We start from the raw sequence: 23962 nt of genomic DNA, 5'->3' as shown, positions 1-23962 counted from the left end.
CTGACCGCGCGGACGGCGGACAGCGGACCGGGCCGGTTGACATGGACCTGCTTGCGGACATCGCGTCCATTGAGCACGCTTGCGATCAAGTCGATCGACTCGGCCCGGACCCGCTCGCCTGCCGTCCGCGCGGGTGCGACCTTCGAGGGCCGCACATCATCTCGATGACTCGGGAGTCGCCATGGAGCGCCCGGCACCCGCCGAACCGTCGACCTGCTCATGCGGGCTGACGCCGCACGCCTCGTCGTGTGAGCCGCAAGACGGGCACGCCGGCGGCCGGAGCTCCACGTCCCGCGCGGACATTCAGGGCCTTCGCGCGATCGCGGTGGCGGCGGTGGTCGCGTTCCACCTGTGGCCCGGCGGGCCGACCGGCGGGTACGTGGGGGTCGACGTCTTCTTCGTCATCTCCGGATACCTCATCACGAGCCACCTGCTGCGTCAGCCGGGACGCGGCGGCAGGAGAGTGCTGGACTTCTGGGCACGCCGCGTCCGCCGCCTCATCCCGGCCGCGAGCCTCGCGCTCCTGGTCACGCTGGCCGCGTCGGTGGTGTGGCTGCCGCTCACCGTCCTGGGGACGGCGGCGCGCGAGGTGATCGCCGCCGTGTTGTACGCGGAGAACCTGAGACTCGCGTTCACGCAGGCGAACTACCTCGACGCCGACCAGCCGGACTGGCCCGCGCAGCACTATTGGTCGCTGTCCGTCGAGGAACAGTTCTACGTCGTGTGGCCGCTGCTGCTGGGGATGGCGGCCTGGCTGGCCGCCCGGGTGGTGCGGGGGCGCCGCCGTCCGGAGACCTTGACGAGGTGGAGCGCGGTCGTGGTCGCGGGTGTGGTCGTCGCCGTGTCCCTCGCCTGGTCGGTGGACAGGACGGCGGCCGATCCTGCCGCCGCGTACTTCGTGTCGACGACCCGCTTCTGGGAGCCGGCGCTCGGCGGGCTGCTCGCCGCGGTGCTCGCCGTACGCGCGGCGCCGCGCGGGCGGGCGGTCCGCGTCGGGCTCGCGTGGGCCGGCCTGGGCATGATCGTGTGGGCCGTCGTCCGGTTCGGCTCCGAGACGGCCTTTCCCGGGGCCGTCGCCCTGGTGCCGACGGTGGGGACCTGCCTGGTGATCGCGGCCGCCGCGGACGGTCTCCGCGGCGGGCCCGGCCGGCTGCTCGCGTGGCGGCCGGTCCAGTGGCTCGGCAACACCTCCTACGCGGTGTACCTGTGGCACTGGCCGGTGATCATGATTCTCCCGTACGTGCTGGGCCGCTCGCTCACCGTGATCGACTCCTTGGCCGTGATCGCGATGACCCTTCTCCTCGCCGCGCTCTCGCAGCGCCTCGTCGAGGACAGGCTGCGCTGGCACCCGGTTCTGGTCCGCAGCCGCAAGGCCACGTTCGCGCTGCTCGCGTCGTGCGTCGTCATCGTGGGCGGGGCGGGAGCGGGCGTCGCCGCCTACGCCGACGCCGCCGAGCAGAGGGCGAGTGCCACGTTCCAGGCCGCGGCGGCACGGGCAGGGGCATGTCTGGGCGCCGGCGTCGTGCGCGACCCGGCGTGCGAGGATCCGGGGCTGCTGATGCCTCCTCAGGTCGCCTTGAAGGACAAGCCCGCCGTGTACGCGGACGGGTGCGTGAACAAGGAACCGTTCATCGCACGGAACACGTGCACGTACGGACCCGGCACCGGCGGCAGGCGCATCGCCCTGGTCGGGAACTCCCACGCCGGGCACTGGGTCCCGGCCCTGGAGAAGGCGCTGTGGAGCGAGCGCTGGCGGCTCACCACCTACGTCCAGCTGGCGTGCTACACCGTCGATCAGCCGATCGTCCTGGAGGGCGCGGGCGTCTCGGAGAACTGCCAGAAGATCAACAGGTGGGCGGTCGGGTCCATTGTGAAGGGTGGCTACGATCTGGTGATCATGTCCAACCGGACGCATGAGCCGCTCGCCGGCGTCCCGCCCGCCGGCCAGCAGGCCGCGGCCGAGCGGGCCTATCGCGACACGCTCCGGGCCTTCACCGGGGCCGGCCTGCCGGTGCTCGTCCTGCGGGACACCCCGGCCATGCCGGACAGCGTGCCTCACTGCATCGCCAAGCATCCGGACGACATCGACTCCTGCGGCGGTCCGGCCCGCGTCGTGCTCCGGCCGGATCCGCTCGCCGCCGCCGCCCGCGCCGACACCACCGGCCTCGTCTCCGTGGCGAGCGTCGAGGACCTGATGTGCGGCGAGCGGTGCCGCCCCGTCATCGGCGGCCTGATCGCCTACTCCGACCGCAGCCACCTCACCACCGCCTTCGCCCGCACCCTGGCGCCCGAAGTCACCGCGGCGGTGCGCGCCGCGCTGGCCCGGTAGGCGCCAGGACCTGGCATCCCGGCCGTCAGCCCGCGCGATCGCGGCCCTCGCCCCGGGCCGCGATCGCCCGCGCCGTGGGCGCCTCCGGCCGGTCCTGGTCTCGTAGCATGGGAACAGTGGCCGATCGTCTTCGACGTCTGACAGCCTTCCGCAGCGTACGGCTGCGCCTCACGCTCGTCTACGGCGCGTTGTTCGCCGCCTCCGGGGTGGTGCTGCTCGCCATCACCTATCTGCTCTTCCGCGGCTCCAGGCCCTTCGTGCTCGTGGACGGTGACCCTGGCGGCAGATTCCGCGCCTTCGCGCGGCAGCAGCAGGCGGCCATTCTCGAGAACCTGCTGCTGCAGTCGCTGATCGCCCTGGCCCTGATGACGGTCATCTCGTTCCTGCTCGGCTGGCTGGTGGCGGGGCGGATGCTGCGCCCGCTGCGGACGATGAACGCCACCCTCAAGCGGATCTCCGCCCATAACGTCCACGAGCGGCTCGCCCTCCCCGGCCCGCGCGACGAGCTGCGCAATCTCGCCGACACGGTCGACGGGCTGCTGGAGCGGCTGCACAGTGCCCTCGACGCGCAGAAGCGCTTCGTCGCCAACGCGGCCCACGAGTTACGCACCCCGCTCACCCTGGAGCACGCGTTGCTGGAGGAGAGCCTCCTGCATCGGGATTCCGACACCCCGTCCATGCGATCGATCATGGAGCGGCTGCTCGACCTCAGCCGGCAGCAGGGGCGCCTGCTGGAATCGCTGCTGACGCTGGCCAAGAGCGAGGGCGGCCTCGATCACCGGGAGCTCCTGGACCTGGCGGAGATCGCCGAGCGCACGATACGCACGATGGAGGGGACCGGCCCCGGGACTGACGGGAACAGTCCCAGGGCCGGCGCGGGTGCCGGCCTGAGGGCTGACGGGAACAGCCCCACGGCCGGTGCGGCAACCGATTCCTGGGCCGGCGGGAAGCCCCCCGGGGACGGTTGCCCACACCCCCGATTGGTGACCGGGATCGCACACGCCCCGACGACGGGCGACCCGGCACTGGTCGAACGGCTCATCACCAACCTCCTGGACAACGCCATGCGCTACAACGTGCCCGGCGGCCAGGTGGAGGTCTCCACCCGGATCGAGGGCGGCAAGGCCGTCGTCTCCATCGCGAACACCGGGCCGGTGATCCCGGTCGAGCAGGTCCAGCGCCTCTTCGAGCCCTTCCAGCGACTCGACCGCACCCGCGTCGACGACCACCATGGCCTCGGGCTGTCCATCGTCCGCGCCATCGCCGTCGCCCACGACGCCACGTTGACCGCGAACGCGCGGCCGCAGGGTGGCCTCTCGATAGAGATCCGCTTCCCGCTCATGCTGCGCGCAACGCGACGGTAGACGCCAACAGAAACGCCATCAGAAACGCCGCGAACGCGTCGATCAAGGCGGCCGGGGAAAGGTCGTGCGGCCGCGTTCTTCCCTCTCATGTTCTCCCGCCCAGTGGTTGCGTCGACACCATTTCTAGGCGGCCGACGGTGACAGGCCGGTCAGAGAACGTGTGACTTCCGCGTGACCGCGAATATCGGACGGGAACCTCCGCCCGCGCATGAAAGGTCCCGTCCAGTCTCGATCCATTGCAAAGGGGGAAAGGCCGACACCAGACTGATCACCATGCTGCAGGACGCCGACCGAACCCGGATATTAGCAATCTCCCCGCATTTGGATGATGCCGTCCTCTCCGTCGGAGCCAGCCTCGCCCAGGCGGCGCGGGACGGTGGAAAGGTAACGGTCTTCACGGTGTTCGCCGGTAGCGCGGCACCCCCCTATTCCCCGGCGGCGGAGCGATTCCACGCGCGCTGGGGTCTGTCGCCGACCGAGGACGCGCCGCTTCGCCGACGGAACGAAGACATCGCCGCCCTCGATCATCTCGGCGCGGACCATCGGCATGGCCGATTTCCTGACGCCATCTATCGAAAGTCACCGGACGGCCAGTGGCTGCTGCACCACGACGGAGGTTCGGCAGTCCGCCAGCAGTCGCCGGTGAACAACCACGACCTGGCTTCCGCGATCAGACATGACATCGAGTCCGTGATCGCGGAGTGCGAGCCGACGCTCCTTCTCACCTGTGTGGCCATCGGGAATCATCCCGACCACATGGTCACGCGAGACGCCACGCTGCTCACGGCGGGCGGCAGAGGCATTCCGCTGCGGCTCTGGCAGGACCTCCCGTACGCGGTCTACTCCTCGAACATGGCCGAACTGCCGAGCGGCCTCCAGCTCGGCTCTCCGGACCTGAGCTTCGTCCAGGAGGAGGCGCGGGCGCGGAAATTCCAGGCGATGAAGCACTATGCGACGCAGTTGTCGGTGCTCGACGGGCCGAACAAGAATCTGTTCGCCAGGCTGGAAGAGCATGCCCGGAGCGCTTCGCCGGACGGCGGATACAACGAGACCACCTGGCCGGTCATTCGCCACGCGGACCAGTGACGGCAACGGACCGCCGAAGGAAACGTCAGGGAGTTCCTCATGTCAGAAGTCATCCTGAGTCCGCCGTCCGCGTGCCGGGATCCCGCACCCGCCGGCAGATCCCCCCGCTGGGCGGTGTGGCGGTCGCCGCCCGGTCAGCCGTGGTGGGCCCGGCCGGCGCTGCTCTGCATCGCGGCCACGGCACTGGTGCTCTATGCCTGGAACCTGCCGCTGGTCGACTACGCGCCGAGATACTCGGACGCCGTCAAGAGCATGTCCGAGAGCTGGAAGGCGTTCCTGTACGGCACCGTCGACGTGGAGGCGACCTACACGCTCGACAAGCTCGCCGGGGCCTTCCTGCCGCAGGCCGTCGCCGTCAAGATCTTCGGCTTCCACGCCTGGGCCCTTGCGCTGCCGCAGGTGATCGAGGGCGTGATCTCGGTGCTGGTGATGTATCGGATCGTGCGGCGATGGGCGGGTGTGGTGCCGGGCCTGCTCGCCGCCGCCGTCTTCACCCTCACCCCCGTGGCCGCGTCGATGTTCGGGCACAGCATGGCCGACGGGGCGCTGGTCATGTGCCTGGTGCTCGCCGTCGACTCCTATCAGCGTGCCGTCATGGAGGCACGGCTGCGGTCGCTGGTCTGGGCCGGTGTCTGGGTCGGGCTGGGTTTCCAGGCGAAGATGCTGGAAGCGTGGATGATCCTCCCCGCCCTGGCGATCGGCTATCTCATGACCGCGCCGATCGACCTGCGCCGCCGGTTGCGGCACCTGGGAATCGCCGGGGCGGTGACGCTCGTGGTGTCGCTGTCGTGGATCATGCTCTATACCGTCACGCCCGAACCCGACCGGCCTTACATCAGTGGCACCACGAACAGCAGCGCCGCCGCGATGGTGTTCGGTTACAACGGTCTCGGGCGCCTCGGCATCAACCTGCCCGGCGCCCTGCCTCCCAACTACATGGGCTCGGTGATCGGCCCGGCGCCTCCGAAGAAGCCGGCGCAGCAGCCCCGGCCGGGCCCCGGCATCGTCATACCGGAAATAGGCATCCAGGACGGGGGCGGCTGGGGCAAGCTGTTCGGCGGCCGCCTCGGCGTAGCGTCCGGCTGGCTGTATCCGCTCGCGATTCTGACCCTGCTGTGCGGGCTCTGGTGGTGGCGGCGGGCCGAGCGTACCGACCAGGCGCGCGGCGGAATGGTGATGTGGGGTGTGTGGCTTGTCACCTTTGCCCTGCCCTTCAGCGCGGTCTTTGTCATCCCGCACAGCGCATATGTAGCCGTACTCGCACCGCCGGTAGCTGCATTGTCCGGAATCGGCATTGTGATGTTCTGGCGGGCGTTCCGGAGCGGAGGCAGGGTGGCGTGGATATTTCCGCTCGCGGTCGCGGCCGAAGTGGCGTGGAGCGCCTGGCTGTGGTCCTTCTATCCCACCTTTCTGCCGTGGGCGCTGTGGGGCACGTCAGCGCTCGGCGTGGTCGCCGTCGTCGCGCTCGCCCTGGCGCGACTGATCAGGCCCACCCGCAATTCCCTGGTCAATGCCGGACTCGCCCTTGGCGTCGCGGCCATGCTGGCCGCGCCCGCCACGTGGTCCGCCTCCGTGCTCGACCCGAGGTACGGAGGAAGTTCCTTCGACGCCAATGCCGGACCAGCGGCCCGGACCCCTGGGGGCTGACCAGGGAATCTCAATCCTTTATCATGAAATTCAGGACATGGCGGCCTTGAGTGGCGATATCCGCGCGGTGCCCTGTTTCCATTTGAATCGATGGTGCCCAGTCGAGCGCTCGCCTACGATGGCATGCCGACTGTACGCAAGCACAATCGAAGGGTGCTTCTATGACCGGCCAGCGAGCCGCTGTGGAAACCGTGGCGGCCAGCGCGCGGAACCTGACCAAGATTTACGGCGAGGGCGAAACCCGGGTTTATGCCCTGCGCGGCATCAACCTCGACCTTCCGCGGGGGAAGTTCACCGCGATCATGGGGTCGAGCGGATCGGGCAAGTCCACGTTGATGCACTGCCTGGCCGGGCTCGACAAGGCGAGCGATGGCACGGTCATCGTGGGCGGCACCGATCTCGGATCGCTCGACGACGACTCGCTCACGGTCTTCCGCCGTGAGCACATCGGCTTCGTGTTCCAGTCGTTCAATCTGCTGCCGATGCTCACGGCGTTCCAGAACATCGTGCTCCCGCTGGAGCTCGGCGGCAGGCGGGTCGACAACGCGGCGACCGAGCGCGTGCACATGCTCGCCGAGACCCTCGGCGTGGCCGACCGGCTCGGCCACCGGCCCTCGGAGATGTCCGGCGGCCAGCAGCAGCGGGTGGCCATCGCCCGGGCTCTGATCACCGGGCCGGACCTGCTGTTCGCCGACGAGCCCACCGGAAACCTGGACAGCACCACCTCGGCGGAGGTCTTGGGCTACCTGCACAAGTCGGCACGCGAGCTGGGCCAGACCGTCGTGATGGTCACCCACGAGCGTGACGCGGCGGCCTACGCCGACGGCGTGGTCACGCTGGAAGACGGGCGGATCGCCTGATGCGCACCGTCTTCCTCGCGTCGCTGCGCACCCATATCCGCAGGTACGTCGCGGCGGCGATCGCGGTCACCGTCGCCGTGGCCTTCGTCGTCGGGGTCGGCGTGCTCACCACCGGGGCGCAGACCGGGATCATGGCCGGCTTCGGGGCGCCGTTCCGCAACTCCAGCTACGTGGTGTCCAAGCTGAGGAACGAGGACGCGTTCAAGCTCGTCGAGCGTCATGGCGAGAACGCGTCACCGCTCGGCAGAGCCATGCTGACGGTGCGCGCGGGTGGCCGGTCCTACCCCGAGATGGGCGTGGGCCCGGTCGCCGCCTCAACGGACTTACGCTGGCAGAAGCTCACCTCGGGCCGTTTCCCCGCGGGCAAGGGCGAGGCCGTGGTGGACGTGTGGGACGCCCAGAACTGGGACGTCTCCGTCGGCGACCGCATCCGGGTAGGCGAGGGGGCCACGGCCGCCGACTTCACCGTGGTCGGCATCGTGCAGGCGCCTTCTCCCGTGGCGCAGGCCTCGGTGTACGTCACCTGGCCGCAGCTCATGCGCTGGGCCGACGACCCCTCTCTCGGCATCTACACGGTGACGGTGCGGGGCGCGGTCGGCCCGGTCCCCGACGACGCGAAGGTGCAGACCCCGGAGCAGGCCATCGCGGACAGAACGGCACAGCTCCAGAACGGCGTGGACACCTGGTCGTTGCTGCTGCTGCTCTTCGCGGGCATCGCGGTGTTCGTCTCGATCCTGGTGATCGCGAACACGTTCTCCATTCTGCTGGCCCAGCGACTGCGCGATTTCGCGCTGTTGCGCTGCGTGGGCGCGACCCGGCGCCAGGTGATGAGCTCGGTACGCCGGGAGGCCGCCGTCGTCGGCCTGATCGCCTCGCTGGCCGGCGTGCTCGTCGGCATCGGGCTCGGCTACGGGCTCATCGCCCTGATCAAGACCCTTTCGCCGATCACGCCGATCGCCTCCCCGCCACCGCCCGCGCCGTGGCTGCTGGGCGGGCTCGCCATCGGGCTGATGGGCACCCTGGTCGCGGCCTGGCTGCCGATCCGGCGCGTGGTGCGGGTGAGCCCGCTGGCGGCGCTGCGCCCGGACACCGGGACCGACCCGCGTACGGCCCCGGGGCGAGCACGGCTGGCGCTCGCCGCCGTCCTGTCGATCGCCGGGCTTCTCCTGCTCGTGCTGGCGATGGTGTCGCACAGCACGGTGGTCATGCTGGCCGGCGGCGGTTCCCTGTTCGTCGGCGTCCTCCTGTTCGGTCCGGTGCTCGTCCCCCGTCTGATCCAGCTCACCGGTACGCGCTTCGGCCCCATCGGGCAGCTCGCGACGAAGAACGCCGTGCGCAACCCGCGCCGGACCGCCACCACCACCGCCTCACTCCTGGTCGGCATCACCCTGATCACCGCCGTCCTCACCGGGATCACCACCACATCGGCGGCGCTGAACGAGAAACTCGACGGCCAGCACCCCGTCGACGCCGCGCTCGTCTCGACCGGCAAGCCGCTCTCCGACGACCTCCTCGACAAGGTACGCCGCACCTCCGGGGTGGATCTGGCCATCGCCGTCGACGGCGCCGTCGCCACGGTCTCCGGCCTCGACAAACCGATCCCGGTGATAGCCGCGCCGGACGCCAAGCGGGTGGCCCGCGACGGCGGGGCGTTCGCCCAGGTGGAACCCGGCGTGATCAGACTCGACGAATCCGCCTTCCGTCAGCTGCGCCTCCGGGCCGGCGACAAGGTCAAGGTCGCGGTCGGCGAGCGGCGGGCTGAGCTGCGGGTCTCCCTCGCCACTGGCTGGGGCCTCGAAGCCCTCGTCGCGCCGGAGACGCTGGCCCAGCTCACCGGCTCCTCCGCGCCGCGTGCCATCTGGATCCGCGCGTCCTCCGACGCCGACTCGGCGCGGCTCGTCGGTGCTCTGGGCGACCTGGCGGCTCCGGCCGGCGCGAACGTGTACGACCAGCTGGAGGCCCGCGAGACGGAGAACGCGCCGCTGGCGATCCTCACCTGGGCGATCGTCGCCCTGCTCGGCTTCTCCGTGGCGATCGCCCTCGTCGGGATCGCCAACACTCTGGGCCTGTCCGTTCTCGAACGCGTCCGCGAACACGCCCTGCTGCGCGCGCTCGGCCTCACGCGCAGGCAGTTGCGGCAGATGCTGGCCGCCGAGGCCGTGCTGCTCTCGCTGGTGGCCGCCCTGCTCGGCACCGTGATCGGGATCGGGTTCGCCTGGGTCGGCTACGTGACCTTCGTGAAACAGGCTCTCACCAACGCCACCATGCAGGTCCCATGGCCACTGCTCGGGGCCGTCCTCCTCACCGCCGCCCTGGCGGGGCTCCTCGCCAGTGTTCTCCCGGCACGCCGGGCCGCTCGGGTGACGCCGGCCGCGGGGCTCTCCTTCGAGTGAGGCCGCCTCCGATCAAGCGGCATCGGGAACGCGGCCAAGGACAGTGAGCGCGCTCGGGCCGGGGTGCGACAGCGCCCTGGCCCGAGCGCGCTCATTGTCCCCGGGAGTTGTCCAACCTCCCTTCGTGCCAACGTCGAATCCCTATGAGTAGGTTGGCGCAATGGGGAGTAAAGCAGAGCATGGACCGATCCGGCCCGCCCGCGCGGATATTCTGCTGGCCTCGGTAGGCGAAAGAGGCGTGCTGTGTGACTTCTACGACGAGAACGCCTCGGACATCTTCCGGGATTTGGCGGCGGACGCGGGCGGCACGGAGGAAGCACATGGTTTTTCCGCGCTTATTCGCCCGGAGTCGGGAGCGGTCCTGGAGCTCGGGGCCGGAACCGGCAGACTGACCATTCCGCTCCTGGAGCTCGGCTGGGAGGTGACCGCCCTGGAACTGTCGGCCGCGATGCTCGCCACCCTGCGGCAGCGGCTGGCGGACGCGCCGGCGGACCTGCGGGACCGGTGCACCGTCGTGCCCGGCGACATGACCGCCTTCGCGCTGGGAAAGCGCTTCGGAACGGCGGTTCTCAGCCCGTCCACGATCGACCTCCTCGACGATGTCGACAGACCTGGGCTGTACTCGTCGGTCCGTGAGCACCTTGAGCCCGGCGGGAGGTTCCTGGTCGGCATGGCCAACCCGGACGCGTCCGGCAGGCAGGAGCCGCTGGAGCGCACCCAGGAGTTCACGGGCAGAAGTGGCCGCCGCTACGTGCTGCACGCCAAGGTCTACCCGTCGGAGGAGATCCGCGACGTCACCATTCATCCCGCGGATGAATCGCTGGACCCTTTCGTCATCTGCGTGAATCGCTTCCGGGTCATCACCCCGGACCAGATAGCACGAGAGCTCGAACAAGCCGGATTCGACGTGGTCGCGCGGACCCCGCTTCCCGGGGTGCGTAATCACGAACTGGTGCTGGAGGCGCAGTTGAGCGGCCGGCCCTCATAGTGGACGACGCGCCCTCGACCGCCCCGGGGAAGCGCTTGTGAGTTCTCTCGAAGGCACTTGTCGGCAGTCATTCGACAGTGAGGAGCAGAAATGAACGAGGAGCCCCTCTTTCTGCGGCCCAACACCATTATCGAACCGTTGGCCAACAGGTTCTATGCCACGATGTACGCGACGGCCCCCATCATGGCCGCCATGAATCTCGCTTTCCGCAACATACCGATGCTGGAGTCCTATCTCGCATCCCCGGAATGGCATTTCGCGGCCGCCCGCGACCCGAAGTTCCGCGGCGGATTCTTCGTCAACATCGAGGAGAAGCGGAAGCACGAGGTCGAGGCGCTGCTCGCCGCCATCCGGCGGGACCGCGCGGACATGATCCGGTTCGCCGAGGCGATCGCGGAGGCCGAGAAGATCGTCCGCGAGGAGGCGACCGGTTACGATCTCAGGCCGCTCTACCCGAAGCTGCCTCCCGAGCTGTCGGGCCTGGTGGAGATCGCCTACGACACCAGCAACGCGGCCTCGCTCCACTTCCTGGAGCCGCTCGCCTACAAGAGCAAGGCATTCGCCGAGGACTGCCAGTCCGTCCAGATCTCGGTGGAGACCGGAATCGAGCGGCCGTTCGTGATGAGCACCCCGCGGCTGCCCTCACCCGACGTACTTGAGCTGGACATCCCGTTCCGGCACCCAGGTCTGGAGGCGCTCTTCCAGGCCAGGATCCGGCCCACCACCCTGGCCGCCCTCCGCGAGGCGCTGGAGCTCGGCGACGCGGAAGCGGGCCGGCTCGCCGGCCTGCTGGTGCCGGAGCCCGCGCTCGCCGCCGACCGCCACATCGCGGCCGGAGCCCGGATCCGCTATTGGGGGCACGCCTGCCTGCTCATGCAGACGCCCGACGTGGCCATCATGACGGACCCGTTCATCAGCGCGGACACCGGCGCGACCGGTCGCTACACCTACAACGACCTGCCCGACCACCTCGACTACGTGCTCATCACGCACGGGCATTCCGACCATCTCGTGCCCGAGACCCTGCTGCAACTGCGCGGCCGGGTGGGCACGTTCATCGTCCCGCGAACCTCGCGCGGCAACCTGTGCGACCCTTCCCTGGCGCTCTATCTCAAGAGCCTCGGACTTCCCGCGATCGAGGCGGACGACTTCGACGAGGTCGAGTTCCCCGGCGGGAGAATCGTCTCCACCCCGTTCTTCGGCGAGCACGCCGATCTCGACATCCGCGCCAAGTCGACCTACTGGATCAACATCGGCGGAAAGTCGATCTGGGTGGGCGCGGACTCCTCCGGCCTCGACCCGGTTCTCTACCGCTATATCCGCCGGCATCTCGGAGCGGTCGACATCGCCTTCCTCGGAATGGAATGCGATGGCGCTCCCCTGAACTGGCAGTATCAGCCGTTCATCACCAAGCCGTTGCCGAAGAAGATGAGCGACAGCCGCAAGATGTCCGGCTCCAACGCCGAGCAGGCGAGTGCGATCGTCACTGAACTGGGCGCCGAGGAGGCGTACATCTACGCGATGGGCGAGGAGAGCTGGCTCGGCCACGTCATGGCCACCAGCTACAACGAGGACTCCTACCAGCTCCAGCAGATCGCCGAGTTCGAGGCATGGTGTTCCGACAAGGGCGTGAAGGCCGCCCATCTGCTTGACCAGCATGAGTGGCACTGGTCGTCATGACGTCCTGCCGAACCGATGCCGGCTTGAGCAGGTCGTCGCAGACGGCGAGGATCTGCCGGTAGACGCGGCCGCCGGGACAGCGGGAGGCCGCCCCCGCCGCCCTGGTGGCCGTCGCCGGCGGATGATCTGGAGGGAAATCACCGATCGCGCGGCGTCAGGGCTCTTCCGTAAGCCCTCTCTCTCCACGTCGTGACCGTACGTCCGTGTCCATCGCCTACAGATTTCGGATCTCTGAAGATACGGTCGCCCTTGTAGGCCACGGCTCGGGTGTCCAACCACGGAGGCCGTCAGTTGGACGGCGCCGTGCCCGTGATCGAGACGCTCGGCGAGATCGCCGCCGCGGCCTCGGGCAGACGTCCTCCCTGATCCAGTTCCTTCCACACGACGGGGAACACCATGGGACATCCACACGATCAAGAGTCCGACAGCCGGGGCCGGCCCCCGGATGACGGCGCCCGCCGGCTGGTCGAGACGAAGAGCGTTCCCGAGACGCACATGTACTACCGCCAGGTGCGTTTTTCCGATATCGACGCCCACGGTCACGTCAACAATGTGCGGTTCCTCGAGTATCTGGAGGACGCCTGGATCGCCCTCTATCTCGACAACACGGCCGTGCCGCCGGAGGACCGCGACGGGGTGCCCACCGTGGGGTTCGCCATCGTGCGCCACGAGATCCGCTATCGTCGCCCGCTCAGGTTCCGGCACGGGTCGGTGCGGGTCGAGTCGTGGGTGACCAGGATGAACCGGGTCACCTGCGAGATGGCCGCGCAGATCTGCTCGGACGGGGAGGTGTTCGTCGAAGCCCGCTCGATGATCATGGGATTCGACGCGCGGACCGCCAGACCGCGGCGCTTCACCGTCCACGAGCGCGCCTTTCTCACGCGTTACCTGCGCCCATGGTGACTCCCCTGTCGCCGTTACTCCTTTTGCCATTGCTGAGGGCGTTGGACGATCTTGACCGTCGAGATCGGCCGAGCCTACCTTTCACGGTGTTCGCTGCGACCGGAAAGGTGAGAACAATGGCCGCGTCCGAGGTCAGGCAAGTGCTCCGGAGCAAACTCAGGACATGGGGGTGGATGTATCGATGACGACCAGCATCGCGTCGGCAGAAACCCTTTCCGCCCTCACAGAACTGACCGAGATCACCAGATTCGCCGGCGTGGGGACAGCTGTTTCCGCCACGTCCTATTCACAACCCGAGCTGCTCGACATCCTCGGCATAAGGGAACCCAAGATCCGGTCGTTGTTCCTGAACAGCGCGATCGACCGGCGTTTTCTCGCGCTTCCGCCTGAGGGCCGGGACGGGACACGCGTGGCGGAACCGCAGGGTGATCTCCTGGAGAAGCACAAGAAGATCGCTGTCGACATGGGATGCCGGGCGCTCGAGGCCTGCCTCAAGTCGGCGGGCGCGACGCTGTCCGACATCCGTCACCTGTGCTGCGTCACCTCGACCGGTTTTCTGACCCCCGGCCTGAGCGCGCTGATCATCCGCGAGCTCGGCATCGACCCGCACTGCAGCCGCGCCGACATCGTGGGCATGGGATGCAACGCGGGGCTGAACGCGCTCAACGTGGTCGCGGGCTGGTCCGCGGCGCACCCGGGTGAGCTCGCCGTCGTTCTGTGCAGCGAGGCGTGTTCCGCCGCCTACGCACTGGACGGGACCATGCGGACCGCGGTGGTCAACAGCCTGTTCGGCGACGGATCCGCCGCCCTCGCCGTCGTCTCCGGTGACGGGCGCGTACCCGGCCCGCGCGTCCTGAAGTTCGCCAGCTACATCATCATCGACGCGCTCGACGCGATGCGCTACGACTGGGACCGCGACCAGGACCGGTTCAGCTTCTTCCTCGATCCGCAGATCCCCTACGTGGTCGGTGCGCACGCCGAGATCGTCGTGGACAAGCTGCTGTCCGGTACGGGGCTGCGCCGCAGCGACATCGGCCACTGGCTGGTGCACTCCGGCGGCAAGAAGGTGATCGACGCCATCGTCGTCAACCTCGGCCTGAGCCGGCACGACGTCCGCCACACGACCGGTGTGCTCCGCGACTACGGAAACCTCTCCAGCGGCTCGTTCCTCTTCTCCTACGAGCGGCTCGCCGACGAGGGCGTGACCAGGCCGGGGGACTATGGCGTGCTCATGACCATGGGGCCCGGCTCCACGATCGAAACGGCGCTGGTCCAATGGTGAGCGGCAGCGAGACGGACGGCGAACTGGAGCTGCGCTTCGACGGCGCTCAGCCGCCGGCCGCGTCGGTCGAGGTGATGAACGCCCTCTGCGACCGCGCCGAGGACCGCCGAGCGCCGGGCCCGGTCGTCGTCCATGTCACGGGCGTGCCGCGTCCGGGCTGGTCGAAGGGCCTGACGGTGGGCCTGGTCTCCAAGTGGGAACGGGTGGTGCGCCGGTTCGAACGGCTCGGCCGGCTCACCGTCGCCGTGGCGGCGGGCGACTGCGCGGGACCGTCTCTGGACCTGCTTCTCGCCGCCGATGTCCGGATCGCCGCTCCGGAAACCCGGTTGCTGCCCTCCTGGGCCGGCGGCGCCACGTGGCCCGGGATGGCCGTTCACCGGCTCACCCAGCAGGCGGGTACGGCCGCCATCCGGCGGGCCGTGCTGCTCGGGGCGCCGATCGACGCCGGCCGCGCGCTCGCGCTCAACCTGATCGACGAGGTGTCCGAGGACCCGGCGGCGTCCCTGGCCGGCCTGACCGAGCCGGCCGGCGCCATGGACGGCGCGGAGCTGGCGATTCGCCGGCAGCTGATATTCGAAGCCGGCTCGACCACTTTCGAGGACGCGCTCGGTGCTCACCTGGCCGCGGTGGACCGGGCCCTACGACGGGAGACCCTCTCGTGACGACGGATTGGCCGGCTGTGCCGCTCAGGTCGCCGCTCGCCCTTTGCGCGCTGACGGTGGAGGCCCGGCGAGTCGATGACCTGCTCGCCCGGCTGCCGATGCCTTCTGCCAGGACCCCCGCCCAGCGCGATGCCGTGTCCTCGGCACTCGACAAGGTGAGGGGGATGCGCGCGGACTACGTGGAGGCACACGCCGAGGAGATCTACGCCGAGCTCACCTCCGGCCTGACCAGGCACCTGCGCATCGACGAGCTCGTACGCGCCGCCGCCCGGGCCTATCCCGGCCTGGTGCCCACCGATGAGCAGATGGCGGCCGAGCAGTCGCGGCAGCAGGCGGAGAAGGAGGGGCGTGAGATCGATCAGGGCATCTTTCTGCGCGGGATCCTGCGCGCCCCGAAGGCGGGCCCGCACCTGCTCAACGCCATGCTCCGGCCCACCCCCAGGGCCCTTCGGCTGCTCCCTGAATTCGCCGAGTCCGGCGTCGCGCGGATGGAGGCGGTCGAGCTGCGGCGCCGTGACGGGGTCGCGTACCTGACCCTGTGCCGGGACGACTGCCTCAACGCCGAGGACGCCCAGCAGGTGGACGACATGGAGACCGCGGTCGACCTGGCGCTGCTCGACCCCGGCGTGCGGGTGGGGCTGCTGCGGGGCGGCGAGATGAGTCATCCCCGGTATCGGGGACGCCGGGTGTTCTGCGCGGGCATCAACCTCAAGAAGCTGAGCGCGGGCGGCATCTCCCTCGTCGATTTCCTCCTGCGGCGCGAGCTGGGCTACATCCACAAGATCGTTCGTGGTGTGTTCACGGACGGTTCGTGGCACTCGAAGGTGATCGACAAGCCCTGGGTGGCGGCCGTCGACTCCTTCGCCATCGGCGGCGGGGCTCAGCTCCTCCTGGTCTTCGACCATGTGCTGGCGGCGTCCGACGCCTACATCAGTCTGCCGGCGGCGACGGAGGGGATCATTCCCGGGGCCGCGAACTATCGGCTCACCCGGTTCACCGGGCCACGCACGGCCCGGCAGATGATCCTCGGCGGGCGCCGGATCCGGGCGGACGAGCCCGACGCGCGGTTGATGGTCGACGAGGTCGTCCCGCCGGAGGACATGGACGAGGCGATCGACCGTGCCCTGGCCCGCCTCGACGGAGACGCGGTGCCGGCCAACCGGCGCATGCTGAACCTGGCCGAGGAACCGCCCGAGGCTTTCGGCCGCTACATGGCCGAGTTCGCCCTGCAGCAGGCCCTGCGCGTCTACGGCAAGGATGTCATCGGCAAGGTCGGCAGGTTCGCGGCGGGATCGGCATGAGCGGTCCCCGGGTGCGCTACGAGAAGAAGGAACACGTCGCCTATGTGACGATGGACCGGCCCCACGTGCTGAACGCGATGGACCGGCGGATGCACGAGGAACTCGCCGAGATCTGGGATGACGTCGAGGCCGACGATGACGTCAGAACGGCCGTCCTGACCGGCGCGGGAACGCGTGCGTTCTCCGTCGGCCAGGACCTCAAGGAACGCGCGCTGCTGAACGAGGCGGGCACGGAGGCCACGACGTTCGGCAGCCGGGGGCAGGCGGGTCATCCCCGGCTGACCGACCGTTTCACCCTGTCCAAGCCGGTGGTCGCCCGGGTGCACGGCTACGCGCTGGGGGGCGGCTTCGAGCTGGTGCTCGCCTGCGACATCGTCATCGCCTCCGAGGAGGCGGTCTTCGGCCTGCCGGAGGTCCGGCTCGGACTGATCCCCGGGGCAGGAGGCGTGTTCCGGCTGCCGCGGCAGCTGCCGCAGAAGGTGGCGATGGGCCTGCTGCTGACCGGGCGCCGGATGGACGCGGCGACGGCGTTCCGGTACGGGCTCGTGAACGAGGTCGTACCGCGTGACGAGCTGGATCGGTGCGTCGCCGGATGGACGGACAGTCTCGTGCGCGGTGCTCCGCTGTCCATGCGCGCGATCAAGGAGGCCGCCATGCGGTCGCTCGACATTCCCCTGGAGGAGGCGTTCGCCACGACCTATCCCTGGGAGGAGCGTCGCCGGCGGAGCAGCGATGCGATCGAGGGCGTCCGGGCGTTCGTCGAGAAACGGGACCCGGTCTGGACGGGGGACGGACAGCTGTCCCACGGGCCGACATGATTTCCCCGCATCTGCTGCTGCTCTTCTTCGTCCAGGTCGGGGCCCTCCTGCTGCTCGCGTTGCTCCTGGGCCGCCTGGCCGTACGGCTGGGCCTGGCAGCGGTCGTCGGTGAGCTGTGCGCCGGCGTCATCCTCGGCCCTTCCCTTCTCGGGCAGGTCGCGCCCGGCGCGGAGCAGTGGCTGTTCCCGGCGCCGTCGTCCCACATGCTGGACGCCGTCGGGCAGCTCGGCGTGCTGTTGCTGATCGGCTTGACGGGAGCGCATCTGGATCTGCGGCTGATCCGGCGGCAGGGCGCCACGGCCGCGCGGGTGAGCGCCTTCGGGTTGTTCATCCCGATGGCCTTGGGCATCGGTGCCGGCCTGGTGCTGCCGGCCGAGTTCCGCGGGACCGGCGGACCGGCCGTCTTCGCCCTCTTCCTCGGGGTGGCGATGTGCGTCAGCGCGATCCCCGTGATCGCCAAGACGCTGATGGACATGAACCTGCTCCATCGCAACGTCAGCCAGCTCACGCTGACCGCCGGCATGATCGACGACGCTTTCGGGTGGGTGCTGCTCTCCGTGGTGACGGCGATGGCCACCGCCGGAGCCGGTGCGGGGACCGTGGTGTTGTCGATCACGTCGCTGACCGGGGTGATCGTCTTCGCCGTCGTCATCGGCAGGCCGGCGGTCCGTGTGGCGGTGCGGACGACGGAGGATCCGGGGGTGATCGCCGGCCGGGTCGTGGTGCTCGTGCTCGCGGCCTCGGCCGGGACGCATGCGCTGGGGCTGGAACCGGCCTTCGGGGCCTTCGTCGCGGGGCTGCTGGTGAGTACGGCCATGCCGGATCCGGCCAGGTTGGCGCCGCTGCGCACCGTGACGCTCGGGGTGCTGGCTCCCGTCTATTTCGCCACCATGGGCCTGCGGGTCGATCTGACGGCCCTGGCGCGGCCGGAGGTGCTCGCCCTGGGGCTGCTCATCCTGGCCCTGGCGATCATCGGCAAGTTCCTGGGCGCCTTCCTGGGCGCCTGGACCAGCGGGCTCAGCCGGTGGGAGGCTCTGGCGCTGGGGGCGGGCATGAACGCTCGTGGCGTCATCCAGATGATCGTGGCGACGGTCGGCCTGCGTCTGGGAGTGATCGACGCCGAGGTCTTCACGATCATCATCGTGGTGGCGGTGGTCACCTCTCTGCTCGCCCCGCCGCTCCTGCGCCTGGCCATGACCAGGATCGAGGCCACCGCCGAGGAGGAGGCCCGCCTGCTCACCTACGGGCTGCGATACAGCGGGGCGGGGGACGACGTGCGGTGACGAAGGGTCACAGCGGCGAGCGGCCGCCTGACATGACTGCATGCCCATATCGATATAAATACGTCCGTCCAGTTATCGGCCCTCGCATCAAATCCTGCGGGCCGCCGGGCGGCATCCGGCACCATTCTGCCCAGGTCGCACTTGACGCCTCGTCGGCGAAGGGAAAACCCTTGCTCCCATGGACTCCAACGTGCTTTCCCGTCAAATAAGCAAGGAAACGCTGCACGGATCGCTGATGGACCCGGCCATCGAGTCGATGAATCTGCTGAACGAGATAGCCGGCAGATACCCCGACGCCATTTCCATGGCCGCGGGCCGGCCGTACGAAGAGTTCTTCGACGTCAGCCTCATCCACGACTATCTCGCGGCCTACCGCGACCATCTCCGCGACGACCGGAGGATGGACGACGCCGGGATCAGCCGCATGCTCTTCCAGTACGGGACCACGAAGGGGATCATCTCCGACCTTGTGGCGCGGCACCTCGCCGAGGACGAGAACATCGAGGCCGACCCGGAGTCCGTGGTCGTCACCGTGGGCTTCCAGGAGGCCATGTTCCTGGTGCTTCGCGCGTTGCGAGCGAGCGAGCGGGATGTGCTGCTCGCCCCCACCCCCACCTACGTCGGCCTGACCGGAGCGGCGCTGCTCACCGACACCCCCGTCCGGCCGGTGCGATCCACCGGGAACGGCATCGACCTCGACGACCTGGCCCACCAGGTGAAACGGGCACGGGAACAGGGCGCGCGGGTCCGGGCCTGCTACGTGACGCCCAACTTCGCCAACCCCACCGGCACCAGCATGGACCTGCCCGCCCGCCATCGCCTCCTGGAGATCGCCGCGGCCCACGGCATCCTGCTCCTGGAGGACAACGCGTACGGGCTCCTCGGACAGGACCGCCTCCCCACGCTGAAGGCCCTCGACCGATCGGCGACCGTGGTGTACCTCGGCTCCTTCGCCAAGACCGGCCTGCCCGGCGCCCGGGTCGGCTATGTCGTGGCGGATCAGCACGTGGCAGGGGGCGGCCTGCTCGCCGACGAGCTCTCGAAGCTCAAGGGCATGCTCACCGTGAACACCCCGCCCATCGCCCAGGCGGTGATCGCCGGCAAGCTGCTGCGCCACGACTTCAGCCTGGTCAGGGCCAACGCCCGTGAGATCGCCATCTACCGGCGCAACCTCCACCTCACGCTGGGCGAGCTCACCCGCCGGCTCGGCGGCTTCCCCGGAGTCACCTGGAACGCGCCGACGGGCGGGTTCTTCATCACCGTCACCGTGCCCTTCGTCGTCGATGACGACCTGCTGGAACACGCCGCCCGCGAGCACGGCGTGCTGTTCACCCCGATGCATCACTTCTACGGCGGCAAGGACGGGTTCCACCAGCTCCGGCTGTCGATCAGCCTGCTCACCCCGCAACTGATCGAGGAGGGCGTCTCCCGGCTCGCCGGGCTCGTCACCGCACGTCTCCCCTGACCCCCATTCGGGCGGCAGGCCGTGACGACCCGGCCTGCCGGCCGGAGGTGACGCCATAAACCCCGGCGACCACCCTGCGAAATGGCGTGAACAGGCTCGCGAACCGCATTTCCCGACCGTCCAATGGACACAGTGCGGAATCTCCCCGCCCGGCCGTAGCGTCGGAATATGGAATCGCTTCCGACTCTCGCCGTTGATTACGTCGAAATGTACGTAGCGGATCTGCAGGTCGCCACTCTCCCCTGGACCGAACAATACGGCTTCGCCGTCGTGGGCACGGCGGACACCGCCGGCCGCCGCAGCGTCGCGCTCCGGCAGGGCCGGATCACCCTGGTCCTCACCCAGGCCACCTCCGACCGGCATCCGGCCTCGGCCTACGTGCGGACGCACGGCGACGGGGTGGCCGACATCGCCCTGCGGACCCCGGACGTCGACGCCGTCTTCACCCATGCCGTGGCCGCCGGCGCCCGCCCCGTACGGTCCCCGTCCCGTCACCCCGGCCCGGGGCCGGCGTGCTCCGCCGCGATCGGCGGCTTCGGCGACCTGCTTCACACTCTCGTCCAGCGGGAGCCCGGCGCCGGCCCCGGCCTGCCGGTCGGCTTCTCCGACGCCCCACCCGCGGGCACGTCCGGCGCGGACGCGGGAGAACTGCTCGACATCGACCACTTCGCCGTGTGCCTCCCCACGGGCGAGCTCGACATCATCACCGACTTCTACATCGCCACACTCGGCTTCAGCGAGACCTTCAAGGAACGCATCGAGGTCGGCACCCAGGCCATGGAGTCCAAGGTGGTGCAGAGCGCCTCCGGCGACGTCACGCTGACACTGATCGAGCCGGATCCCCTGGCCGACTCCGGCCAGATCGACATGTTCCTCGAACGTCACGCCGGCGCCGGAGTGCAGCACGTCGCCTTCTCGTCCGCGGACGCCGTACGCGCCGTGAGCACCCTGTCCGGGCGGGGCGTCCGGTTCCTCAGCACGCCGGACAGCTACTACGACCTGCTCGAATCACGGATCCTGATCCGGGACCACACGGTGGACGAGTTGCGCGCCACGGGACTGCTCGCTGACGAGGATCACGCCGGACAGCTCTTCCAGATCTTCACAGCGTCCACCCATCCGCGCGAGACCCTCTTCTTCGAGGTCATCGAGAGGCGGGGAGCCCGCACCTTCGGAGGCGCCAACATCAAGGCTCTGTACGAGGCCGTCGAGGTGGCGAGGTCCCAGCAGCGTGCATGAGCCTCCCGTCTGCCTCGCCGAGTTCGAGGAGCTGGCCGCCAAGGTCCTCCCCGGCGACATCCGGGACTTCATCGACGGCGGGAGCGGCCGCGAGCAGACCCTCCGTGCGAATCGGGCCGCTTTCGACCGGGTGTTCCTGGTGCCGCGGGTGCTCCGTGACGTGTCGGCCTGCTCCACCCGTACGACGCTGCTGGGCCGTCCCGCGGCGATGCCGGTGGCCGTGGCTCCCGTCGCCTACCACCGGCTCGCGCATCCTGACGGCGAGCCGGCGACGGCCCGGGCCGCGCGGGACGCCGGTGTCCCGTTCACCGTCAGCACCTTGAGCAGCGTCCCGGTGGAGGACGTCACCGCCCTGGGAGGACACGTCTGGTTCCAGCTCTACTGCCTCCGGGACCACGCCGCCACCCTCGGCCTGATCCGCCGGGCGGAGGACGCGGGGTGCCGGGCGTTGATGCTCACGCTCGACGTGCCCTGGATGGCCCGCAGACCGCGGGACATGCGCAACCGGTTCCGCCTACCCCCGCATGTGCGGCCCGTGCACCTGACGGCGGACTCGGAGACCGAGGCTCATCGGGGCGCCTCGGGCGGCTCCGCGCTGGCCGCGCACACGGCCATGGAGCTCTCCGCCGCGGTGGACTGGTCGTACCTCGAGACCCTCCGGGCCGCCAGCGGACTCCCGCTGGTGGTCAAGGGGATTCTGGACCCTGACGACGCGCGCCGCGCCGCGGACGTCGGCGTCGACGGCATCGTGGTCTCCAACCACGGAGGACGTCAGCTCGATGGCGCCATAGCCGGCCTCGACGCGCTGCCAGGCGTGGCGGAGAGCGTCGGGGACCGCTGCGAGATCATGCTCGACGGCGGCGTCCGGTCGGGAGCCGATGTCCTCAAGGCGCTGGCGCTGGGGGCGTCGGGTGTGCTCGTCGGACGCCCCGTGATCTGGGGCCTGGCCGCGGACGGTGAACGGGGCGTCCGTACGGTGCTCGACCTTCTCGGTGCCGAGATCAAGGACGCGCTCGGCCTGACGGGCTGTGGCGACGTCGCCGCCGCCCGGGCGCTCAAGACCACCTGGCCCGGCACTTCCGGCTCGGCGCTTTCCCCGGTCTCGGGTCGTGGCGCAACGGCCGGCGGCCCGCCGACGTGAGCGTGTGCTGCCGGCGTTCACGTCAATGGTCGTAGCGGAGCAGGTCTCCCGGCTGGCAGTCGAGCGCGTCGCACAGCCGCATGAGCGTGGAGAAGCGGATCGCCTTGGCGTGGCCGTTCTTCAGAATGGACAGGTTGACCACGGTGATCTCCACCCGGTGCGACAGCTCGGTGAGCGTCATGCCCCGCTCCCGGAGCAGTTCGTCGAGGCGGACTCTGATGGCGGGCTCACCCATCAGATGGTGGCCTCGACCTCTTCGAGCAGGGCCACGCCCCGGCGTACGATCTCCGACACGCCCAGCGCGACGAATCCCCCGAGGACGGCGACGAACTGCACGGCCGACGGACCCTGGATCGGGTAGCTCTCCGTCAGCAGCATGGAGGAGAGCATGGCCTCCGCGGCCGTACTGATGGCGGCCGACGCGAGAGAGCCGACGACCAGGATCCAGCCGAACCTGCGCAGCAGCCGTGCCGTGCCGGCGGAGATGTCCAGGTCTGTGACAAGACGGCCCCCGAGCCGTCCGGGCTTCACGTACTGGCGCTGATCCGGTGGCGGAAGACCCAGTACGTCCAGCCCTGGTAGATCAGCACCAGCGGCAGGAAGAACACCGCGACCCAGGTCATGATGCCGAGCGTCTTGTCCGTGGCCGCGGCGTTCTCGACGGTCAGGCTGTAGGCCGGGTTGATCGTCGACGGCATGACGTCGGGATGAAGGACCGCGAACAGCCAGATCACCGTCATGCCGATGGCCACAGCCGACAGCAGGAACGCCCAGCCCTGCCGGCCCCGGGCCAGGGCGCCCAGTCCGAGCACGAAGGAGAGGGCGACAGCGGCGCCCAGGACCCACGTGACGAGGTCGCCCCTCGTGAGCTGGGTCCAGACCAGGAAGACCACCCCGGCGACCGCGGCGACCGCGCCCGCCCTCAGCCCTGCGGCCGCGGCCCGCCGGCTGATGTCGCCTTTGGTCTTCAGCGCGAGGAACACCGCCCCGTGCGTGATCGACAGCGTCAGCGTGGCCAGCCCGCCGAGCAGCGCGTAGGGGTTGAGCAGGTCCCAGAACGTGCCGACGTACTCGTGACGGGAGTCGAGCGGCACGCCCCGTACGAGGTTGGCGAACGCGACCCCCCACAGCAGGGCGGGCACGAGCGAACCCACGACGATGGCCGCGTCCCAGCGCCGTTCCCATCGCTTGTCGTCGTGTTTGGTGCGGTACTCGATCCCCACCCCGCGCACGATCAGCGCCAGCAGGATCAGCAGCAGCGGGAGGTAGAAACCGCTGAACAGCGAGGCGTACCACTCGGGGAAGGCGGCGAACGTGGCGCCTCCGGCGGTGATCAGCCACACCTCGTTGGCGTCCCAGACGGGGCCGATGGTGTTGAGCATCGTCTGGCGTTCGGCGTCGTTCCTGCCCACGACGGGCAGCAGCACGCCGACGCCGTAGTCGAAGCCTTCCAGGACGAAATAGCCGAGCCACAGGACGGCGATCGCCACGAACCAGACGCTGGCCAGCTCCATGATCTGT

At 69.5% G+C, this 23962-nt stretch carries 21 protein-coding genes; 18 read left to right on the top strand and 3 right to left on the bottom strand.

Features of this window, described 5'->3' with window-relative positions; translation table 11 throughout:
• Window positions 1-181 precede the first annotated feature (181 nt).
• From Nocox_RS13400 to Nocox_RS13315, 18 genes are all read left to right on the top strand, one after another.
• Window positions 182-2329 (top strand): acyltransferase family protein, encoded by a 2148-nt coding sequence (locus tag Nocox_RS13400; protein WP_084685745.1) that lies wholly within the window; start codon window positions 182-184, stop codon window positions 2327-2329.
• A gap of 116 nt (window positions 2330-2445) precedes the next feature.
• Window positions 2446-3693 (top strand): sensor histidine kinase, encoded by a 1248-nt coding sequence (locus tag Nocox_RS13395; protein WP_020544586.1) that lies wholly within the window; start codon window positions 2446-2448, stop codon window positions 3691-3693.
• 273 nt (window positions 3694-3966) lie between these two features.
• Window positions 3967-4779: a PIG-L deacetylase family protein gene (locus tag Nocox_RS13390; protein ID WP_020544587.1), complete on the top strand. Its 813-nt coding sequence runs from the start codon at window positions 3967-3969 to the stop codon at window positions 4777-4779.
• Window positions 4780-4818: 39 nt separating this feature from the next.
• A complete protein-coding gene (locus Nocox_RS13385) occupies window positions 4819-6426 on the top strand; it encodes a glycosyltransferase family 39 protein (protein WP_026214622.1) in 1608 nt (535 codons plus the stop codon).
• A 161-nt stretch (window positions 6427-6587) separates the two neighbouring features.
• Entirely contained in the window at window positions 6588-7286 is a 699-nt protein-coding gene (locus Nocox_RS13380; protein WP_026214623.1) for an ABC transporter ATP-binding protein, read from the top strand.
• Window positions 7286-9679: an ABC transporter permease gene (locus Nocox_RS13375; RefSeq protein ID WP_020544590.1), complete on the top strand. Its 2394-nt coding sequence runs from the start codon at window positions 7286-7288 to the stop codon at window positions 9677-9679. Before Nocox_RS13380 ends, Nocox_RS13375 begins: the two co-directional genes overlap by 1 nt.
• 160 nt (window positions 9680-9839) lie before the next feature.
• Window positions 9840-10667 (top strand): daptide-type RiPP biosynthesis methyltransferase, encoded by an 828-nt coding sequence (gene mpaM / locus Nocox_RS13370; RefSeq protein WP_026214624.1) that lies wholly within the window; start codon window positions 9840-9842, stop codon window positions 10665-10667.
• Between the two features lie 90 nt (window positions 10668-10757).
• Entirely contained in the window at window positions 10758-12347 is a 1590-nt protein-coding gene (locus Nocox_RS13365; RefSeq protein WP_020544592.1) for an MBL fold metallo-hydrolase, read from the top strand.
• 267 nt (window positions 12348-12614) lie between these two features.
• Window positions 12615-12713: an alpha-hydroxy-acid oxidizing protein gene (locus Nocox_RS44145; protein WP_211212729.1), complete on the top strand. Its 99-nt coding sequence runs from the start codon at window positions 12615-12617 to the stop codon at window positions 12711-12713.
• Window positions 12714-12842: 129 nt separating this feature from the next.
• On the top strand, window positions 12843-13250 hold the full coding sequence (locus Nocox_RS13355; protein WP_033409813.1) for an acyl-CoA thioesterase: 408 nt from the start codon (window positions 12843-12845) through the stop codon (window positions 13248-13250).
• Between the two features lie 181 nt (window positions 13251-13431).
• The gene (dpgA, locus tag Nocox_RS13350; RefSeq protein ID WP_026214626.1) at window positions 13432-14532 is read left to right on the top strand and encodes a 3,5-dihydroxyphenylacetyl-CoA synthase DpgA; all 1101 of its coding nucleotides are present in this window, start codon (window positions 13432-13434) and stop codon (window positions 14530-14532) included.
• On the top strand, window positions 14526-15194 hold the full coding sequence (gene dpgB / locus Nocox_RS13345) for an enoyl-CoA-hydratase DpgB (RefSeq protein WP_020544596.1): 669 nt from the start codon (window positions 14526-14528) through the stop codon (window positions 15192-15194). The genes dpgA and dpgB overlap by 7 nt, the downstream gene beginning before the upstream one ends.
• Window positions 15191-16495: a (3,5-dihydroxyphenyl)acetyl-CoA 1,2-dioxygenase DpgC gene (gene dpgC / locus Nocox_RS13340; RefSeq protein ID WP_425517769.1), complete on the top strand. Its 1305-nt coding sequence runs from the start codon at window positions 15191-15193 to the stop codon at window positions 16493-16495. The genes dpgB and dpgC overlap by 4 nt, the downstream gene beginning before the upstream one ends.
• Window positions 16492-17313 carry an enoyl-CoA-hydratase DpgD gene (gene dpgD, locus Nocox_RS13335; protein ID WP_026214628.1) on the top strand — a complete coding sequence of 274 codons (822 nt, stop codon included), beginning with the start codon at window positions 16492-16494 and terminating at the stop codon, window positions 17311-17313. The genes dpgC and dpgD overlap by 4 nt, the downstream gene beginning before the upstream one ends.
• Entirely contained in the window at window positions 17310-18596 is a 1287-nt protein-coding gene (locus Nocox_RS13330; RefSeq protein WP_020544599.1) for a cation:proton antiporter, read from the top strand. Before dpgD ends, Nocox_RS13330 begins: the two co-directional genes overlap by 4 nt.
• A 235-nt stretch (window positions 18597-18831) precedes the next feature.
• Window positions 18832-20061 (top strand): aminotransferase-like domain-containing protein, encoded by a 1230-nt coding sequence (locus Nocox_RS13325; RefSeq protein WP_020544600.1) that lies wholly within the window; start codon window positions 18832-18834, stop codon window positions 20059-20061.
• 207 nt (window positions 20062-20268) lie between these two features.
• The gene (hppD, locus tag Nocox_RS13320; protein ID WP_020544601.1) at window positions 20269-21300 is read left to right on the top strand and encodes a 4-hydroxyphenylpyruvate dioxygenase; all 1032 of its coding nucleotides are present in this window, start codon (window positions 20269-20271) and stop codon (window positions 21298-21300) included.
• Window positions 21293-22441 carry an alpha-hydroxy acid oxidase gene (locus Nocox_RS13315; protein WP_020544602.1) on the top strand — a complete coding sequence of 383 codons (1149 nt, stop codon included), beginning with the start codon at window positions 21293-21295 and terminating at the stop codon, window positions 22439-22441. The genes hppD and Nocox_RS13315 overlap by 8 nt, the downstream gene beginning before the upstream one ends.
• A 22-nt stretch (window positions 22442-22463) precedes the next feature.
• On the opposite strand, the gene Nocox_RS13310 is transcribed toward Nocox_RS13315, so the two are convergent.
• Genes Nocox_RS13310 through cydB form a run of 3 tightly spaced genes read right to left on the bottom strand, consistent with a single transcriptional unit; the run spans window position 22464 to window position 23955 of the window.
• Window positions 22464-22676 carry a helix-turn-helix domain-containing protein gene (locus Nocox_RS13310; protein WP_020544603.1) on the bottom strand — a complete coding sequence of 71 codons (213 nt, stop codon included), beginning with the start codon at window positions 22674-22676 and terminating at the stop codon, window positions 22464-22466.
• Complete coding sequence (locus Nocox_RS13305; RefSeq protein WP_020544604.1) at window positions 22676-22972, bottom strand: DUF2975 domain-containing protein; 297 nt, start codon at window positions 22970-22972, stop codon at window positions 22676-22678. The genes Nocox_RS13310 and Nocox_RS13305 overlap by 1 nt, the downstream gene beginning before the upstream one ends.
• Entirely contained in the window at window positions 22969-23955 is a 987-nt protein-coding gene (gene cydB / locus Nocox_RS13300; RefSeq protein ID WP_020544605.1) for a cytochrome d ubiquinol oxidase subunit II, read from the bottom strand. Before cydB ends, Nocox_RS13305 begins: the two co-directional genes overlap by 4 nt.
• Window positions 23956-23962: the final 7 nt, after the last annotated feature.

Origin of the sequence: Nonomuraea coxensis DSM 45129, from assembly GCF_019397265.1 — a bacterium.
GTDB classification, from domain to species: domain Bacteria; phylum Actinomycetota; class Actinomycetes; order Streptosporangiales; family Streptosporangiaceae; genus Nonomuraea; species Nonomuraea coxensis.
Note: the sequence above shows the minus strand (reverse complement) of the source record. Positions and strands in the feature narration are given on the sequence as shown.